14 protein-coding genes are annotated in these 18940 nt (G+C 50.3%); 5 read left to right on the top strand and 9 right to left on the bottom strand.

Features of this window, described 5'->3' with window-relative positions; translation table 11 throughout:
• The first annotated feature begins 161 nt into the window (after positions 1–161).
• Positions 162–2783, top strand: coding sequence for a winged helix-turn-helix domain-containing protein (locus tag CRG97_RS06275; RefSeq protein ID WP_098742268.1), 2622 nt, complete (start codon positions 162–164; stop codon positions 2781–2783).
• Between the two features lie 221 nt (positions 2784–3004).
• Here the strand turns inward: CRG97_RS06275 and CRG97_RS06270 are convergent, their stop codons facing one another.
• Complete coding sequence (locus CRG97_RS06270) at positions 3005–4357, bottom strand: MATE family efflux transporter (RefSeq protein ID WP_098742267.1); 1353 nt, start codon at positions 4355–4357, stop codon at positions 3005–3007.
• A gap of 396 nt (positions 4358–4753) precedes the next feature.
• Between CRG97_RS06270 and CRG97_RS06265 the strand changes: the two genes are divergently transcribed.
• The gene (locus tag CRG97_RS06265; protein ID WP_098742266.1) at positions 4754–6028 is read left to right on the top strand and encodes a chitinase; all 1275 of its coding nucleotides are present in this window, start codon (positions 4754–4756) and stop codon (positions 6026–6028) included.
• A gap of 124 nt (positions 6029–6152) precedes the next feature.
• On the opposite strand, the gene CRG97_RS06260 is transcribed toward CRG97_RS06265, so the two are convergent.
• Positions 6153–6518, bottom strand: coding sequence for an MmcQ/YjbR family DNA-binding protein (locus CRG97_RS06260; RefSeq protein WP_098742265.1), 366 nt, complete (start codon positions 6516–6518; stop codon positions 6153–6155).
• 173 nt (positions 6519–6691) lie between these two features.
• Between CRG97_RS06260 and CRG97_RS06255 the strand changes: the two genes are divergently transcribed.
• Positions 6692–7060, top strand: coding sequence for a hypothetical protein (locus CRG97_RS06255; protein WP_237566318.1), 369 nt, complete (start codon positions 6692–6694; stop codon positions 7058–7060).
• A gap of 80 nt (positions 7061–7140) precedes the next feature.
• Positions 7141–7896: a YheC/YheD family protein gene (locus CRG97_RS06250; RefSeq protein ID WP_098742264.1), complete on the top strand. Its 756-nt coding sequence runs from the start codon at positions 7141–7143 to the stop codon at positions 7894–7896.
• Between the two features lie 113 nt (positions 7897–8009).
• Here the strand turns inward: CRG97_RS06250 and CRG97_RS06245 are convergent, their stop codons facing one another.
• From CRG97_RS06245 to CRG97_RS06220, 6 genes are all read right to left on the bottom strand, one after another.
• On the bottom strand, positions 8010–8396 hold the full coding sequence (locus tag CRG97_RS06245) for a RidA family protein (protein ID WP_098742263.1): 387 nt from the start codon (positions 8394–8396) through the stop codon (positions 8010–8012).
• 83 nt (positions 8397–8479) lie between these two features.
• Positions 8480–10009, bottom strand: coding sequence for a Na+/H+ antiporter NhaC (nhaC, locus tag CRG97_RS06240; RefSeq protein ID WP_481856184.1), 1530 nt, complete (start codon positions 10007–10009; stop codon positions 8480–8482).
• Between the two features lie 143 nt (positions 10010–10152).
• Positions 10153–11325: a MalY/PatB family protein gene (locus CRG97_RS06235; RefSeq protein ID WP_098742261.1), complete on the bottom strand. Its 1173-nt coding sequence runs from the start codon at positions 11323–11325 to the stop codon at positions 10153–10155.
• A 56-nt stretch (positions 11326–11381) separates the two neighbouring features.
• The gene (locus tag CRG97_RS06230) at positions 11382–12053 is read right to left on the bottom strand and encodes a helix-turn-helix transcriptional regulator (protein WP_098742260.1); all 672 of its coding nucleotides are present in this window, start codon (positions 12051–12053) and stop codon (positions 11382–11384) included.
• A gap of 341 nt (positions 12054–12394) precedes the next feature.
• A complete protein-coding gene (locus tag CRG97_RS06225; RefSeq protein ID WP_098742259.1) occupies positions 12395–12904 on the bottom strand; it encodes a CYTH domain-containing protein in 510 nt (169 codons plus the stop codon).
• 128 nt (positions 12905–13032) lie between these two features.
• Positions 13033–13497: a DinB family protein gene (locus CRG97_RS06220; protein ID WP_098742258.1), complete on the bottom strand. Its 465-nt coding sequence runs from the start codon at positions 13495–13497 to the stop codon at positions 13033–13035.
• A gap of 238 nt (positions 13498–13735) precedes the next feature.
• Here CRG97_RS06220 and CRG97_RS06215 point away from each other — a divergent pair, with 238 nt between their 5' ends.
• Entirely contained in the window at positions 13736–14710 is a 975-nt protein-coding gene (locus tag CRG97_RS06215; protein ID WP_098742257.1) for an aldo/keto reductase, read from the top strand.
• Positions 14711–14794: 84 nt separating this feature from the next.
• On the opposite strand, the gene CRG97_RS06210 is transcribed toward CRG97_RS06215, so the two are convergent.
• Positions 14795–18853: a tail fiber protein gene (locus CRG97_RS06210; RefSeq protein WP_098742256.1), complete on the bottom strand. Its 4059-nt coding sequence runs from the start codon at positions 18851–18853 to the stop codon at positions 14795–14797.
• Positions 18854–18940: the final 87 nt, after the last annotated feature.

Below are 18940 nucleotides of genomic sequence, written 5' to 3'. Positions count from 1 at the left end.
TAAACCACAATCCCGGTCGGGACCGCGGTACTATGGATGCTATCAAATAAATGGAAGGGAAACGATTGACAAACGTTAACTTTTCATCATTTTTTTCATATAATCTAGTTATCTTGACTCAAATTTCGTAAAAATAACGTTCGTATATAGCGAGGGTATCTATGAAATTACTGACTGATTCACCTATTCTGAAAATGAAAATAAGCCTTCCCGGGTTAAAAAAGCATCTCATTCACCGGGATCGGCTTATTCAAGCGATGACAGCAGGCCACAATGGACAACTGACTACCATTATTGCCCCTGCCGGATACGGCAAATCGACGCTGCTGGCCCAGTGGGCCCATGGAGCCAACGAGCGATGCGCCTGGGTATCGCTGGATGAACGGGATAACGATCCCGTCCGCTTTTGGCGATACGTTGCAGCCTCCTTGGCTTCGGTTCTTCCAGAACAGCAAGGAGATCGGCTTATGAACCATACGCATCTGCTGCCAAGCGCCTCGATTGAAAGCTTTCTGGATACGCTGATCAGTGAATTATACGAGGAGCATGAACCCCTCAATCTCATTCTCGAGGACCTGCATAGCATTCACTATCATGCAATCCATGCGGGGATTTCCTACTTGATTGATTACCTCCCTGAGCCTATTCATCTATTCATCTCCTCCCGAACCGAGCTTCCATTCCCCACGATGAAAGGGATGGTTAACCATGAGGTCAACCACATCGGAATGAAGCAGCTGGAATTCACCTCTGATGAAACCGAGCGCTTTTTCCGGCATGAATCAGATGGCAGTCAGCCCCGTCTAACTCCGATGCAACTGGATGCATTGATTAATCGAACGGAAGGCTGGATAACCGGGCTCCAGCTTGCTTCGCTTTCCCTGCGAAACGGCAGCGATCTGGAGCCATTCGTCGAAGATATGAAGGGAAATCAACTTCTGATCTCAAAATATCTGTTCCAGGAGGTGATAGGCAGGCTATCTTCCGAGGTGCTCACTTTTCTGTTGCAGACCGCAGTCCTATCGGAGCTTCATCCACAGGTGTGCGATGCTGTAACCGATCTCAGCGACAGCCGCCCGATGCTGGAGGAGCTGCAGAAGCTGAATCTGTTTCTGGTTCCACTGGATGAACATCATACCTGCTATCGCTATCATCATCTGTTCTCGCAGTTTCTGCTGGACCTCCTGCTACGTGAAGATAACGGGGAGTATACGAAGCGTCATCGGTTTGCCGGGCAATATTACGCTTCTACCGGTTCTATGGATGAGGCCATTAACCATATGTTTGCAGCGCAGGACATTGAGGGGGCCGTGAACCTGCTGGAGCAGCATATGCAAACCGTGCTTGAACGGGGGGAGATTGCTACCTTGCTAGAATGGTTTGACCGCATCCCATCCCCATTCTCGATGACACTTGAAATGTCATTAGCGCATGCCTTTATCATGGTTCTGGCAGGGGATCTGGAGCGGTCTGAGCGCATGCTGTCCCGGATTGAAGAGACGTGCGCCGCACTCGCGTCATCAGATCGACGGGAGCAGCTCCGAAGCAGCCTCCTGTTCGTGCGTTCCAATCTTGTGTTTCTGAACGGGGACTTCGGCAAATGGTTTGCTTTCAGCGAAAGCATCCTCGACAACGCTATGCCCGACAATCCAATCTACTATCAATTCGATTACAACCGGCAGGAGCCTTACGTAAGGCGTACACCGCTTGGCATGAAGGGAGCTCTCTCCGCTGATACGGAGAAGATCGCACATCTGTTTACCGGCGTGCTGGAATCCCATGGATGGGCGCATTCGCTCATGAATTTATATGTAAAGCAATCCTTGTGCGAGGGGTATTATGAATGGAACAAGCTTACCGAATGCCGTCAACTGCTGGTACAGATTCGAAATGCGCCCCCCGCCAAAGAAACCATGGGTTTGTTCGTGCCGCTTCATATAACCGAAGCCAAGCTGTACGCTGCGGAGGGCAAGTTTCATCTGGCCCATTATGCTTTGGATGAAGCATGGACCGCTGTCCTCGGCAGGAAAGCGAGCCCATGGCTTGCTCCATTAAAGGCTATACGATGCATGCTCTATATTCGGGAAGGGCGTATAACCGAAGCCCGAAAGGAAGCGGCCGGCCTCCCGATTTCCGTCAAGGACCGACCAACCTATAGCCGGGAAACCGAATATCTGGCGTTCGTTCGCCTGTTAGGCAAACAGCGCAGGGAAGCCGAGGCGCTTCACCACCTGGAGCTGTTAAAACCCCAAGCCGAGCGCGAACAGCAGCGATCCAGCATCATCGAGATCACAGGCCTGCAAGCGCTGCTGGAATATCAGCGTGGTCAGCGAAAGCAGTCTCTTCATCTCCTTGGCGACGCATTGCGTATTGGAGCACAGAACGGTTATGTCCGTTCCTTCCTGGACGAAGGAGAGGAGATGTACCAGCTGCTGAAGCTGTATGCAAACCACCAAGGACAAGAAAGCGGCTTACAGCCGGAGCAGCATCAGCTGCTTGAATATGTACGCATCCTGTTGGAGCATTTTCCGGATTATCCCCAAGCGGACCCTTCATCCGCCAAGCTATCCCCGTCTGTTCTCCCGGAGCAGCTGAATCGGAATGAAATGAATCTCCTGCATCTGATCCGGCAAGGTGCCGCCAATAAACAGATGGCCGCTGCACTTGGCCTGTCCGAAGGAACGGTTCGGGTATATTTATCCAGGCTGTATGGCAAGCTCGGCGTGACTACCCGCACGCAGGCTCTGGTTAAAGCCCAGTCATTGAACCTGCTAGAGGATTGAACGCTATATCCCAAATAGCCCCACAAAGTGGAGCCTATGCTTTGATGCTTATTCCAAATACTTTGCGGGGACCCCCTAAACATATAAATGAGGATACAGAATGGCTTACGCTTCGCTGAAAACTTATACATTCTGTAATATCGAAAAAGGAACTCCGGTCGGTCCGTGGACCCGGGGTTCCTTTTATTTGATCAATTTTCCTTAAGACAACCGTCTATCCATCATGAGCTGAAGGAGCGTATCCATTTGAATCGGTTAACCTTTACGATCGCCACAAAACACTTCAGTATCTGATCGGACTTCAAGCAAATGAATATGGCGAGTGGTGATAAATGGAACACGAACGCGCATAATGCCGCGGAGGGCAGCACGATCAGCCACATAAAAATCAAATCGTTGTAAAGCACAAAGCGGGTGTCTCCGCCGCTTCGCACAATGCCCGTCAATGCCGGCATCTGATATGCCGTTCCGACTACGGTGATCGACAACACTGTCATGAAATGGAGCGCGAGTGTTTTCGCCTCATCGGATATGGAGTAGAAGCCCAGGACGAAATCCTTAATTACAAACAGCACAGCGCCCGTCAGCAAGCCGAGCAGGATATACAGAATCTGCAGCGTTTTGGCATAGGATATGATTTTATCCATCAAGCCTTCACCGATGGTCTTCCCAATCAGCACAGCCGTTGCGCTGGCGGAAGCGTATACGATGACTGTCACCATCTGGAAAATCGTGGTCGCAATGCTGTTGGCCGCGATTGCCGATTCCCCCATATGCCCCAGGATGGCAGTTTGTGCCGCCATGGCAAGCCCCCATATCGTGTTGGACAGCAGAATCGGGGATCCTACGCGAATGTACTGTTTGAAGAGCTCCATATCGAACTGCAGGAAATCCTGCATCTTCAGCAAAATTTTGCGATCAAATCGTTTAATGTACACCAGGACGATCACACATTCAATGATTCTTGCCGTCAGGGTAGCGATAGCCGATCCGGCCACACCCAGTTCAGGAAAACCTAAATACCCGTAGATGAGGATATAGTTCAGGCAGATGTTGATAATCAAGGTCGATAACGATACCACAAAGCCGATTTTCACCGTTTCCACGCTTCGCAGTGAAGCCAGCAAGGAACTGGTGACGGCAAAGAAGATATAAGAGAAACAGATGATTCGTAAATATTCCACGCCTGCGGCTATGACATTCTCTTCCTTCGTAAACAATGACAATACCTCATGCGGGAAAAAGAACACGATTGCCCATAACACAATACTGAGGAGAATGGCCATGCGCATGCCGATGCTTGCCGCTTTTTTGATGGAGCCTAAATCCTTCGCTCCCCAGAATCTGGACGACATGATGACCAATCCTTCGCATACGCCCATAACCAGCATGTGCAGCAGGAATTGGATCTGGTTCGCGAGGGCAACGCCCGATAGCGCCGATTCACTGTATCCTCCCAGCATGACGTTGTCCGACAAATTCACGCCGACCGATATCAGGTTCTGCATCCCGATCACAAGCGTCAGCCAGAAAAAGCTTTTGTAGAACCCTTTTTCGCGAACAAATAAACTCATGTCAGTTAACCTTCTTCGTCTATAAGATGATGAATCTCTAATATGTATGAAATTACACAAATGAACAGAACATTATGAAGTGAAGCATTCTTTCCATAGATTAATAGATTGCTAGAATCAAGACATAATAACATTATAATGTTTTTACGTTAAAAAACTAGTCATCAAGTTGGAGGACACTGCGAATGTCGGTATTCGATCTTCGACGGCATCTTTAGTGATTCCACAGCAAATCCCCTGACTATCGTCACATCTCCCCCGCTTGGTCGCGCCAGAGGTTCCCCTTCAGTGTCAACTGCGCGTTAAATCGTGGGATTTCCTGACTATGTACAAAAAAACATACCGTATATATGATGGCAGTGTAATCCAATCCCAATGATACAGAGGAGAATGTGTATGACCGTGTGGAAATATCCGTTATCCCGCAAAATGATCCAGCGAAGTATGATTGCAGCCCTCGGCGCTGCGCTCCTCATGACCCCGCTTCATGCCTTTGCATCCGATGAAGCGCCCCAACCAGAAGCATCTTCCGCTCATCCGGCAGCCAGCACCAAATCCAGCACCTCAGCTCCAGCACAAATCACGGAGAATCCAGGCGGTTCCCTAGCGATCGGGCAGCACCGGCTAATCAACCGTAAGGAGATCGACCAGAACTGGGATGGCCTCGATCCGGATTACACACCGGAGAAGGCGATCGCCGCCGTTAAAGCACTGCTCTCGGAGGAAGACTTCGAGGCGTTGTTCCCTTACCGGCTAGGCTCGGCGGAATGGTTTAAAGTCGCCAATGGCAAAGAATACTATAAAGCCGATCAGACGGACTATTTCTCATACGACAATCTCATGAACGCGGTCGCGGAGGTCTCCAATCTGAAGATCAAGATCAACACGCGGCAAGGAACCCCTACCGCGCAGGAGATTTACCGATTAGACAAGGACGCCCGCGTTGAAACACTCGTTGTGCGTTCAGCTGACTTCCATTCGGCTGAGAACCTTAACAAAGATATTGAAACCGTTATCATTGATGGCGGCACTTTCCTGAAGGAAGGGTTCAAGAAGGACCGCAAGCGCGAACTGGCAGCCTTCCTCGCCAATCTGTCCCACGAAACGGGGGGAGGCTGGGCTACCGCTCCGGGAGGACCGCTCCGTTGGGGATTGTTCTGGAACGAGAACATCGCTGGTCGGACTGGCGTCAACAAGGATGCCTTCGTCGATCCTGCCAGCGCTGAGCTGTATCCCGGAACACCAGATAAACGCTATTATGGACGGGGACCGATCATGCTCAGCTGGAACTTTAATTACGGCCTGTTCAGTTCCATCATCTATGGAGACAAAAGCGTGCTGCTGGACAATCCGGAGATCGTTGCCGCTGACGGCAAAATCGGCTACATGACCGCCATCCTGTTCTGGATGACGCCGCAGGACCCGAAGCCTTCCGCCCATGACGTGATGGTTGGCAGATGGAAGCCTTCCCCGCTTGAGAAGTTTAGAGGGCTGGGCGATCCCGGCTTCGGTACGACCGTGATGGTCTTGAACGGCCTAGAAGCCAACCTCGGTGAAACCGAGGGCAGCCCGGTGCAGCGCCGCGCCGGTCACTACCGCGATATTACAAGCCGTATGGGCGTTGATATTACCGGAGAGAAAGTGGATACTTTGGGCATGAGACCATTCTAATACGAAACCGCCCAGCGGATGGGTTGGAATAGGTTTGATGGTACCATCTAATAATCGCCCTCTGGCAAGTGGATGTTTATCTACCTCCACTGTGCCACAGGGCGATTATTTATTTCAGCAGGCTTCATACCAGCCGCTGAGAGATCGCATCGCGCTGAGCCTTCGGTAAACTCTTCAGTACCAAATCATAGGAATGATCAATCATATCGTGGAGGTCCGCTTCCGTTAAGGAGCCATCCACGGTAACGGTATTCCAATGTTTTTTGTTGAGATGATATCCGGGCTGCACCGCGTCATGCTGCTGGCGCAAATTCTCTGCAATCACCGGATCGCATTTCAGGGAAATATGACTAACCTTCTCTCCTGCCGTTATGGTAATCAGGGCAAACATTTTGCCCCCGACTTTCATGACGATCGGAAGCGGTCCGAATGGATAGTCCTCGGTTGCAGCTTTCTTCGAAAGACAGTAAGCAATGAGTGGGCTTCGCATCTGGAAATTCTCTCCTTCTAGATCAGATCTATTTGATTATAGTAGATGATGTTTCCCTGTTCAATTCCGGTTTATATTTTGTTCACGCTCCGTTCATATAACTCTTGTATATTGGGACCGATTCAAGATGCAAGGGGGGGGAATATCCACTGTTAAAATATAGTAAGTGGCTGATGCGTATCGCGGCAATCTATACACTCTTCGGTGCTTTGATCGGAGCGGACATGGCAGGGAGAAGTAACTACAGCATGGTTGCAGGCCACGCCCATATTCTGGTGGTAGGCTGGCTGACCTTATTTGCCTATGGCCTGTTCTACTACGTGTTTCGAGAAAAACTCAGTATGAAGAAGACGGCCGCGCTGCACTTCTGGACGAGCATCCTCGGGGGCGGGATCATGCCTCTCGGCATGCTGATGTATTATCAGATGCAGAATACGGCAACCCTGCTGGCCTTTATCATACCGGCGTCGATACTGCTTGTCGCGGCAGCTTTATTTATCATCTTATTGTTTTTCGATAAAAAATTGTTTTCAAACACATAGCTTGGTTCAAGGCCATCGTGGAGGCTTGCTCTACTTTTTCGGCATATGCTGAACAAAAAAGAGGGGTGAGCCTCTTAGCTATGAAATATAAAAGCAGCACCATCAAAAGCAAATGGAAGAAAACGAAATGGTTGAACGAAGATGCTTATTTCAGACAATATGTGCCGCGCACATTGCCGTTCAGCCAAAAAAACCTGAACTCCATGCTGGCCGACTACACCACGGTTTTCTTCAAACCCACGGATGGTTCGGGCGGCAATAACATTATCCGAATCCGCAAAACAGACAGGGGCTATCAAAGCCAGCTGAACACGACGAAAACGTCGTACTCAAGCTCATCTCAATTGTACCGTGAGCTGAATCGCTTTGCGGGGAGCAGACCTTATTTGCTGCAAAAAGGAATTCGCTTGGCTAAAAGCAATGGCAAGCCATTCGATATCCGGGTGATGGTTCAGAAGACCAGACAGGGAGCTTGGGTCAGTACCGCCCTGTTCACCAAAGTCGGCAACCCGAACAAAGTCGCCACCAATTATAATCAAGGCGGCACCATTGGAACGTTCAGCAAGACGATGAACGGTGCCAATTTCGGCTCGGCCTTCACCCAGCAGCTGGAGTCTGAACTCAAGGGACTCGGCGTTGCCGTTGGTAAAAATTTTGACCGCCATTACAAAGGATTTAACGAACTCGGCCTGGATGTGGCAGTCGATTCCAATGGCAGGCCGTGGATTCTGGAAGTCAATACGCGCCCGCAAGTATACCCTCTCAAAACGTTAAAGGATCGAAGTCTGTACCATAAGGTACTGTCTTACGGAAAGCATTATGGGCGTACGAAATAAACACGGTAACCCCTTTTCAAACCAAACAAAACTGCCGGGCTTCATGCCCGGCAGTTTTATTAAAACCTAATGATGTTCATTTCCCTAATTCAGCACATTGAAGGACGATGGGGTTACGACTTGCTAGCTACCACTTCAATCTCAACCAGCCCATCCTTCGGCAAACGGGCAACCTCCACGGCGCTCCGTGCCGGATATGGCTCTGAAAAGAAAGAAGCATATACTTCGTTGACGGCTTGGAAATCATTCATGTCCTTTAAAAAGACCGTAGTCTTAACGATATCCTCCATACCAAAGCCCGCCGCTTCCAGAATCGCTTTCACGTTAAGCAGTGAGCGATTCGCCTGCTCTTCTACCGTCGGGGCAAACTGCCCCGACGCTTCCATCCCAAGCTGACCGGATGTAAACAGAAGGTTTCCGTATTGCACCGCTTGCGAATAAGGGCCTATGGCTCCGGGTGCTTGCTGAGTGGCGATGGTTTTTCTCTCTTGTTGTGTCATGGTGTTCTCTCCTTTTTAGCGCATACGTTCACGCATTTATATTGATGATTTCTTGCCTTGATCCAAGAAATATTCATCCTGCATTAATGGACAGATGCAGCACCTGCATCATCCGCATGAGACTTGTTCTGACTTCCTTTATGCGGATTGTCGTATTCCTTCAGCATCTCCTCCTGCTGCTCAGGCGTAAGCTTCGCGATGCCGAACCCGGTAAAACCCCAGATCGTTGCGAAAATAATACCTGTCCAGCACAACACCGCCCAAGGCAAATAAGATAATGTCGCTACGCCCAGCGTACCGGCCATATAGGCACCTGCTGCCGTCCATGGCAGAATCGGTTCGGTAATGGCCGCGGAATCCTCCACCGTCCGCCCCAGGTTCTTCGGATGGAGACCGCGCCGGATGTAAGCCTCACGGAGCATCTCGCCCGGCATCAGGATGGAGACCTGTCCGTTGCTGGTTACACCGATCATGGTTAGCCCCGTTGCAATCGTAGCCAGGATCAGCGAGCCGGTGGAACGCACATGCTTCAAGAGCTTGTCCACAATCAGCTCCAGCGATTTGGTCAGCGATATCGTGCCGGCAAACGTGATCGCACTGAAACAGATGAGCAGTGTCCCCATCATGGAGCTCATGCCACCCCGGTTAATGAGACGCGGAATATCTGCAATGACGGTATTGGGATCAAAGCCGCTAACATGAACCATCGCGATATCGAATCCGCTTACAACCGAAGTCACAACGTCATGCAAGGTGAAACCATGAAATATCATGCCGTTCGCCATGGCCACGATGGATGACAGCAGCATGACAGGAATCGTCGGTTTCTTGGTGATCGAGCCGTACAGGACGATTAATACCGGCAGGATCAGGAGCACATTCCAATCGTATATCGTTGTCATCGTGTTCATGATCTCGGTGACCTTCTCAGGAACCCCAACGCTGGATACATGCGTGTTCAGTCCTGTGACCACGTAAACGATCCCCGCCACGAAAAAGGACGGCAGCGTCGTATACAGCAAATGGCCGATATGCTCATACAGATTAACGCCAGTGGACAAGGCAGCAATATTGGTTGTATCCGAGAGCGGCGAAAGCTTGTCCCCGAAGTAAGCACCCGCTACAACTGCACCCGCCACAGCGGCAAGATTGGCATCCATTCCAGCACCGACCCCCATGAAGGCAACCCCGATGGTCCCCGCAGATCCCCAGGAGGTTCCCGTACATACGGATACTACAGATGTAACCAGAAAAGCGGTGATCAACAAAAATTGCGGATCAATGATTTTCAGGCCGTAGTAGATCATCATAGGAATGGTTCCACCGACCATCCATGCACCGATCATAAATCCGACCACAATCAGGATTAAGATCGCAGGCATGGTTTTCGCAATTTTTTGCGAGATGGATTCCAATATATCGTTGTAGCTGTAACCCAGCTTAATCGCGATCAGGCCTGCGACAATGGCGGATGCAATAATCAGCGGTTCGGGCGGCAGCTCAAATAATACGTAACCAAGACACAGCAAAATCACCATCGTAAAAATCGGAAGCAACGCCAGAAACATGGTCGGCTGCTTTATCATTCGTTCTTCTTTTGGTTTAGCCATCATGGATTCCCCCTGGATGTAAATAAGAAAATGTCTATCGACGTACCTTCTCAGAAGACAGACCGCATATAGCGGAAGTTTTTCTTGCGAGATAAGGATGGTAAGCCTTTGAAGTTTATTCCTTCTGCTCTCTTAAACTTTGGTTGTTAACGCTGTAGCGGATAAGCCGCGGCAAGCCGCTCCAGGCCTTCTTGTAATATATGGCGCGGCGTGGCGATGTTGACCCTAATGAAGCCTTCACCGCCAGAACCGAACGAAGAACCGAAGCTAACGCTGACACGCCCCTTCTCCTGAATCCACTCCACCAAATCCTTCTCATGGCAACTCACGGCCGTACAGTCAATCCACAGCAAATATGTCCCTTCAGGTTCGATCACGGCCAGCTCTGGCATATGATCTGCTATGAATGTTCGGGCATAATCCATGTTATCTTTGATATAAGCACGAAGTTCGATTAACCATTCATCACACGAAGTGTATGCGACTTCGAGCGCAGGCACGGAGAAGAATGTGGGATTATGAATTCCGGCCTGCAGCAGACCTTGTTGAAACACTCCCCGAAGCTCATCATTGGGAATGATGATGTTAGCGATTTCGAGACTTGCCAAGTTAAAAGTTTTGCCCGGTGACGTACAGATAATGGAACGATTCGCAACCTCTTCGGACAGCTTGGCGATGACGGTATGCTCGTGTCCCTCATGAATGAAATCAGCATGGATATCATCGGACACAATCAGTGCGTCATACCGGATGCAAAGCCCAGCCATCTGTTCAAGCTCATCCTTTGTCCATACGCGGCCAACCGGATTGTGCGGGGATATGAGCAGGACCATTTTAACCCCTTCCCGCATCCGCCGCTCCATATCCTCGAAATCGATCTCGTAACGCCCGTCCGCTAGCTTAAGCGGGCTTTCAACCAATAACCGATCGTTTAACGTAACCGCTTTCGCAACAGGCTGATAAACAGGCGTGTGGACAAGAATCCTGTCTCCGGTCTCCGTGAACTTCTGTATAATGACCGAAACGGCTTGAACAATGCGCGGACAAAATACGATCCATTCGGGCTCGACCTGCCAGTCATAGGCTTTATCAAGCCAAGTGCGGACAGCTTCGAAGTAAGGCGGGAACGGATCGGTATATCCGTAAATGCCATGACGTGCGGCCTCCGCGACCTTATCTACCACCATTGGCGGTGCTGGCAGATCCATGTCCGCCACGGAGAGAGCGATCATATCGCTCCCCATGCTCTGCGCCATCCCGTCCCATTTCGCACTATTTGTGCCAAACCGGCTGACCACCTTGTCGAAATTAAATGTCATGATGTCACCTTCCATTGTCTCAGGATGCAATGCATTATTATTAGGATGAAAGCCGCTTATTTCAGCTTCTGCAAATAGCGATACACGGTAGGCTCCGATATGGATAAAGCCACGGCGACTTTGGATACTCCGCCCTTCAGCAGAAATACGCCCTGCTCATTCAGTTCCTTCACAATCTCGATCTTCTCGTTCGAAGATAAACGGTCCGCCGGAATGCTGATTTTGCTAAGGATGGTCTGGATGATATGCTGCAGCAAATCGTCCACGTTCCCCTGTAGGTATTCGGTTGACTGCTTCTCCTCCTTGGGTGCATCCAGGGCTGCCGGTGGCGTAAGCGATCCTCCCTGCAAAATGCTGTTGATCCAGTCGGCTGCAACTTCCATATGCGTAATGTCAATGTTTAGGCACATGAGACCGACCAGCTCGCCGCTGCCGTTCTTAATAAAATACGTCGAAGATCGGAAAGTCTGCCCACGGGCGCTGGAAGCTTTGTAGTTCGCGATGAACTGCTCTTCTCGGTAGGCCTCCGCCTTCAGAATTTTCAACACGAGGTCTGTGGATGCATCGCCGACCCTGCGTCCGCTAATATGGCCATTCTCGATAAAAATGATGGAGCGTTCCGGATCGCTGATATCATGCACAACAACCTCGCATTGAGGTCCGATGATCGCCGCGATAAAAGAAGCAATCGGAAAATAGCTTTCAAGCAGCTGCTGGTTTTCCTTCATGTAAGAAGCTCTCCCTTCTCTGACAAGCAGAATTTTTTATGAATGCAATCTCTTTTTATATAATAATTAATTATCATGATAATATTATATTATAACAATAAAACGTTTTCAATATTTTTGTCAAAAAAAGTCGATCACTGCTCACAACACCCTGTAATCGTCGAATACGGTTAGCCATACTACAGGATTTTGGTTGAATGCCCCATAAAAAAGGCTCTTGCGAGCGGCCATGCTTAACCTCCCGCGAAGAGCCTTTCTTACAGCCATATGAGAAAGCGTAGTATCCACATCCTAGCTGCACACGTTTCCTATGTCAGCCATCCCTTTCGGGACTAATTACGTTACGATTCCCTACCAGCTTGCTGCTGCAGATCCCGCCATACCTTCTTGTTGCTGTATTGTTTCTCTGTGCTGATATCTTGTCCAAACCACGCCGGCGGCACAAAGCCGTCTGCGGCTTCCATGGAAGGAAACTCTACCTCCAGCACCAGCATGTGAATCTGCGCATAATCGTCGATTTCGATGATCGTGTTCCCTAAACGGGCAGTCACCCGTCTCTTGGTCAGCGGAATCGCGCCATGCGCCTTCACCACTTGGTCATAGAGTCCTTCGGAAATCGCGAACTCCACTTCCTCCCTGGCAATGCCCCACCCTTTTTTGAACGTATGGGTGAATTCAACCTGACCCGTGTTCAGATCCGTTATTTTGCGGACGCGAAGCTCCTGGTCCCCATCCAGCGCCAAATACGTCTGCTCGATGAACTGCTCCTTCTCGACCACGATGGTTCCTTTCGATATCAAGTCTTCCGGATAAGCCTCCAAAAGGTATTTGCGTTCGATTTCAATCGCCATAATCGTCATATCCTCCAATCGATGATCCCATCTGTGCTGATTCCATTATAAGGATCGATCACCGCAGCGACAAACAAAAACGATAGAAGGGATGCGCGGGGGCACCCTTCTATCGCTTCGTTTTCATCTTACTTTATCAATTTCTTATAAGACTTGATCACCTGCGTGTGCATACCTTCGTGATACATGCTGAACGTAAGAAACTCGCCAACGGTTTGGAACGTCACGGGACCGATGGTCAGCGGATGAGCCGAAGCCTGGTCGAGGCGATTCGCGAAGGTTTCACGGATCCGGGTCGTTTGCTCCTGCAAAAGCTCTACCAGTTCGGAAATCGCAGGCGGCTTCGACGTCCAATCGGCAGGCTTAGTTCCGGTTGCAAACCATGCCTCGAATCCTTCCGGAAGACGAGGCTGCTCGCCCGCCGTTGCAAATGCGAACTGCTCATGCACGGTGTAGATGTGTCCCAGATTCCAGCGAATGCTGTTCGCAAATCCTTCCGGGATGATATCAGCCTCTTGCTCCGTTACCTTTTCTACCGACTTCAAGGTCGCTCCTCTAGCAAAATCCAATTGGTTAAAAATCGCTTCATTCATATTATAATCCCCCTTCCAAATGGTTCGTAACTATCCTATCGTAATATCCAGCCTATCGCAAGGAGTCCTAAGGCTTTCGCACAACATTTTGGACACAAACCACTCATCGATTAGGATAAAGAAACAAAAAGATGTAGCATCTTACAACTATATCTTTCTTTTGCGCCCGATCGATTTGAATCGATTGCGGGATCATGTTTATACTATAGGAAATCTATACATAGAGGAGTGGATCAAGATGAACTACCGCCGTCTTGGCAACAGCGGGCTGAAGGTTTCGGAGCTCGGTCTTGGCACGAACGCTTTTGGCAAAAGAGCCGATCAAGAGACATCCACCCGCATCATAGACCATGCACTGGACCATGGCATCAATTTCATCGATACCGCCAATATTTATGCGGGCTCGGAATCCGAGCGCATCATCGGAGAGGCGCTCGCTGGCAAACGCCATAACGTCGTATTAGCCACGAAAGCCGGACTCGTGAACGGCCAAGGGCCGAACGAACGCGGTTCCTCCCGCTATCATCTGCAGCAAGAGCTGGAGAACAGCTTAAAGCGGCTAAAAACCGACTATGTGGACCTGTATCAGATTCATACGTTTGACCCGAATACGCCCCTTGAGGAAACCTTGCGCACGCTGAATGACATGGTGTCGTCAGGCAAGGTACGATATATCGGCGCTTCCAACTATGCCGCCTGGGAAATCATGAAAGCGCTTGGGATCAGCGAGCGGCGCGGATACGACCGGTATGTATCCACCCAAACGAGTTATTCCCTGGCCGACCGTACGCCGGAGCTGGAGCTAGTTCCCCTCTGCCTCGATCAGGGCGTTGGCATCATCCCGTATTTCCCGCTGGCTGGCGGCATTCTCACCGGCAAATACGGTCAAGGCGCAAGCACGCCTTCCGGCTCCCGTGCGGAAACGGACCCTAACTTCAATCGTTTCCTGGAAGATCGCAATCTGAAGCTCGCACAGCAAGTCAGTCAGCTGGCTGCAGAGCATGGTCATTCCCCAAGTGCCCTGTCCCTAGCCTGGCTGATGAATCGCCCTGCCGTCTCCACTGTCATAGTCGGCGCGACGAAGACAGAGCAGTTGGACGATAACCTGAAGAGCCTGGAGATTGAGATCGATGAGGCACTGGGTTCCAGCCTGGATGAAATCAGCGACGACTTTGTTTATGCCAAGCCGTTCGCGACTTATCGGCTGGTTTAAACAGCGTTATTTCAAATAGAAGAGCTGCGCCAGGAACGAATTCCCCTTGGCGCAGCTCTTTTTTCTATATTCGATAAGCCATTATTATTTAGCAGGCACATTTCCAATCATCCCCGATGCGGAAAGCATCCGCAGAAGCATGATTGCCGTTTCCGCCCGGGTCATATTACTGTGCGGCCTCAGCTTACCATCATAACCGCTCATGATTCCACTTCCGACCACATCCGCTGCAGCCGCCTTCGCCCAACTTGCCCACTCGGTACCGTCTTGGAAGGAACCTAGCGCAGCATCCAAATCCGAGCTGCCGGATATCGGGGCAACCCCTGCAATTTTTAGGGCTCTTGCGAAAATGACCGCAGCCTCCTGCCTTGATATCAGGTTATCCGGCAAGAAGGTGCCGTCGGCATAGCCGTGAATAAGTCCGCTCTTGCTTGCCGCCGATACGGCCCCCAAGTACCAGTCCCGGGAAGTTACGTCTTGAAATGTGTTGGTGCTTCCCTGCTCTGTTAAACCGAGTGAGCGAACCATCATGGAGACAAATTCCGCACGGGTGACTGGTGCATCCGGATGGAACCCGGCAGCATCTCTGCCGTTTACAATGAGACGTGACGCCATCTCGTTCACCGCTGCCTCAGCCCAATGGCCTGTCATATCCGGTAATCCTTCGGTATGGCTGACCAAGGCATACGTACCATTATTCAAACCTTGGATGATAGCGTAAGGTTTGCCTTCACGTGCTGCCAATCGGGTTGGCGCATGATGGGTATTTCCATTTTCATCCAACCACACGGCGGTTGTCACGGCTTTTGCCGCGGATCCTTCTCGGAGGGGAATCTCAAGCACCACGTAAGCAGAATAGGAATCTCCGCCCACCGGTTTCCCTTGATCATAGGATATGACCTTAACATCAATGAAACCATATGTTGTACCAAGATCATTCGCATTCCCGGTTTGCTTCAGCTTTGCGCTGAGCGCCGTTTCGCTTGTGGTAAGTACGAGATGAAGCGTTCCTTCTTTGGTTGCCGCAGCTTTGCCGAGCTGTTCTGAAATTGCCTGAGCTGGAACACGGGCGCTTCCTGCCAAGGTCTCGAATTCGATCATTGCGCTGCTTCCTTCAAGCGCTTTTGCGGACTGGTTGTCCAGGACCAGCACGGCTTGATCGAGATCGTCCGTGGCGTGAAGCCGCACAATCGGTCGTCGGTTCTTCTCTTTGATCAGCAGTGATTGCAGTCTGTCTCCGTTCACCTTGACAGTCAACACGGCCTGCCCATTCTTCTCTTTCGTTAACGTTGATGATATCATGCCGTTCTGTAATACATCATTTATATAAGACGTTACGCGGCTGCTCTCTATGGAGCTCTGCCCCGAACCGCCCCCTTGACCTGCTTGGGAACCCTCGCCACCGCTTGGTCCTTGACCTCCAGGAGAGCCAGATCCACCGCCTGGCGTACCGGGATGGGGAGGATTCCCAGGTTCAGGCTCAGGGGAAGCCGCTGCCTCTCTGTTCACGTCCACCGAGTAAGTCTTTGTCGTCCCATTCTGAGCCGTAACCACGAGATGAATGCTGTTACTTCCTACTGCTAGGCTGAACGGATCTGACGGCTGCCCGGTGGATACGGCCTTGCCGTTCATTGTCACCTTTGCCTGAGGATCGGAAACGCTCGGCGTTATGCTGATCTCCGTTATACGGTTTCCAACCTGGCTAATGTAGCTTGTGACAGCAGGGTTGAATGCCGGAGCGAGCGTTCCATGCGATAATGCTAATCCGCTTAAATCCGCATCGCCCGGAACGGGAATCTCGGCACCGGCCGGCCTTGCGCTCACTTCTTCTGAAAATGCGCTGGAGCCCCCATCATTTCCGGCTTTAACTGCAAAATAATAAGTCGTTCCGTTCAGCAAATCACCTGCTGAATACGTAGTATCCGTAACCGTTGCGATCGGTGCTGTTCCATATACGCCGGATTCCGTCCCGGAATAAATATCGTAATAGGTAGCCCCCGTTACGGTGGACCATTGCAAGGTCACTTCACCATCTCCAGCTCTAGCACTCAAGCTTGCAGGAGCAGGCGGCGCTGAAACAGATTCTTTTTCCGTTGTAAAGCTCCAATCTTGAGGACCCTTGATGCCTGCATAGAAGTTGCCTGCAGCATCTTGAAATGCATCCTCATCTATCTCTACATAATAACGCGTAAAGTACGACAGACGTTGAGACAGACTTACCGCAACCTTCTCATCGACCACCCTAACGCGAGAACTGTCTGTTACTTCAATCGACTCGATCTTGTGATGGTCCATCGCACTCATAATCGATATATACCTACCACTAACTCCGGTTACGGGTTCATTGAACTTGAATTCAAGCTTCGTTTCGATCGACACATCATCAGCCAGATTCGCAGGCGTCCGATTCACCACGACAGGCGAATCCACATCGATCCATTTGGCATACAGCGTCAGGTTAGCCAGAATCGGTGCCGCAAAATCAAATGGAAGCTGGAAGGATTGATCCATATACCACCCACCGAAGGCATAACCGGGTTTCACTGGATCAACGGGCTTAGTTGCCGCCGTATGATAAGGGACGACGGCATCCACCACGGGCGAACCCCCGCTGCTGTCAAACGTCACGATTTTTGGAAAATAGATCGAGAAATGAACCTGAGTCTTATTCCCTGCACGGTCGGTTACGACGAGATCAAATTCCCCTTCTGTGCTTACCTTGTCTCCGCTCTGGAACGCTTGCTGATTGAGCGTCGCGTTCCCTTCATTAAAGAAGATTTGCCGCTCCCGATCATACTGGCCTCCATCCGCCACGCCTGTAACCAGAGGTGCGGTTTGGTCGATCTCAAAATCGGCCTTGACCGTTTTGCCGTGAGGCGACTCGACAACCAGCTTATACTGGCCATCTTTGCGAATGGTCGTACCGCTGGCAAAAGGCTGCCCGTCCAGCGTTCCCGTGCCATTGGTATAAACGGGCGTCACTTCGTGATTATAAAGTCCTCCATCGGTTACTCCACTTATCGTCGGCTCAATCTCTATAACGTTGATGTTAACGATGGACGGGGCACTGCTCTTATTATGATTGCTCGCTATATATGTAAAAGAATCTGTGCCAACAAAATCGACATCCGGTGTATAAGCAAAGGAACCATCCCTATGAAATGTTATCTTTCCATGAGCAGGCGGATTCAATATTTTGGCTGTCAGAACATTGGAATCATTACTCATCACCCCAGGGGACGGCACCGTTAATGGTGTGGAAACAGCTGTTGTATATTGGTCGGAAACACTTACAGGCTGAACTTGCTGCAGGGTTGGAACGTATCCGTAATGGGATACATAATACTGCGTCAATAGTTTGCCTCTAAGATCAGGAATTCCAAATGTTTGGTTCGGAGTTCCCCCAAACTTGTTGCCGATTAACTCATAAAGTGCCCTATTCGCTGCAACATCCACAAGCTTGCCATCTGCCTTATAGGATGCTAGCCCTGGGATTTCCAAAGGATAAATGCGTATCTCGCCGACATACACCTCACGGGCGCTGCCTGGATGTATCCCGGCCTTGGCGGAGAAATACCGGATTTTGGGCTGCACAGGGTTAATCTGCGGTAATTTAAAGCTGCCCTGCCAGTCTTGGCCGAATGTAGTACCGTACATACTGTATAGAGGTTCAGAATCGCGTAAAGTTGCGCCATTAGTCGTCACCCAGTTATCATTCATCTCCATGTTGTAGGGAAAAAGTCGAAGCTCCCCCAGCATCGTATTGGAGGTCAAGTCACTGCCTCTCGGATATAATCCCTCAGCCGCTATATAGTACCCCATGCCCGGGATCGGTTCTTCCTCCCGTAAATCAGGCAATGCAAACGTCTTGCTGCCATCCCCGCCAAAGTTGTTGCCCAATAGAGAATACAAAGCCGAATTTTCCGGACTTATCGTTAACGCTTGCCCTGCACAGTATATCCACCCTTCAGGACCGTTCTGGTAAGGAAATAGACGGATCTCCCCAAGATATTGAGCGTCTGAAAGATTAGCCCTAACCGTCTTCGGAGCCGCGAGTACACCCAGTACAACCTCTAAACCTATTAGAATGGACAACATCACCTTCAACCATTTCGCGGATGCCATTCGCCTTCGTTTTTGCATATTGCTGCTTCCCCCTAATACATTTGTCCTATTTCAGTAACATAATACTAACGAGTATTATAACATTACTAGAGAGTATTATAAATG

Origin of the sequence: Paenibacillus sp. EZ-K15, assembly GCF_002573715.1 — a bacterium.
In the GTDB taxonomy this organism is placed as follows: Bacteria; Bacillota; Bacilli; order Paenibacillales; family Paenibacillaceae; genus Paenibacillus_AQ.
The sequence above is the reverse complement of the archived record's forward strand: the minus strand, read 5'-3'. Positions and strand labels throughout refer to the sequence as shown.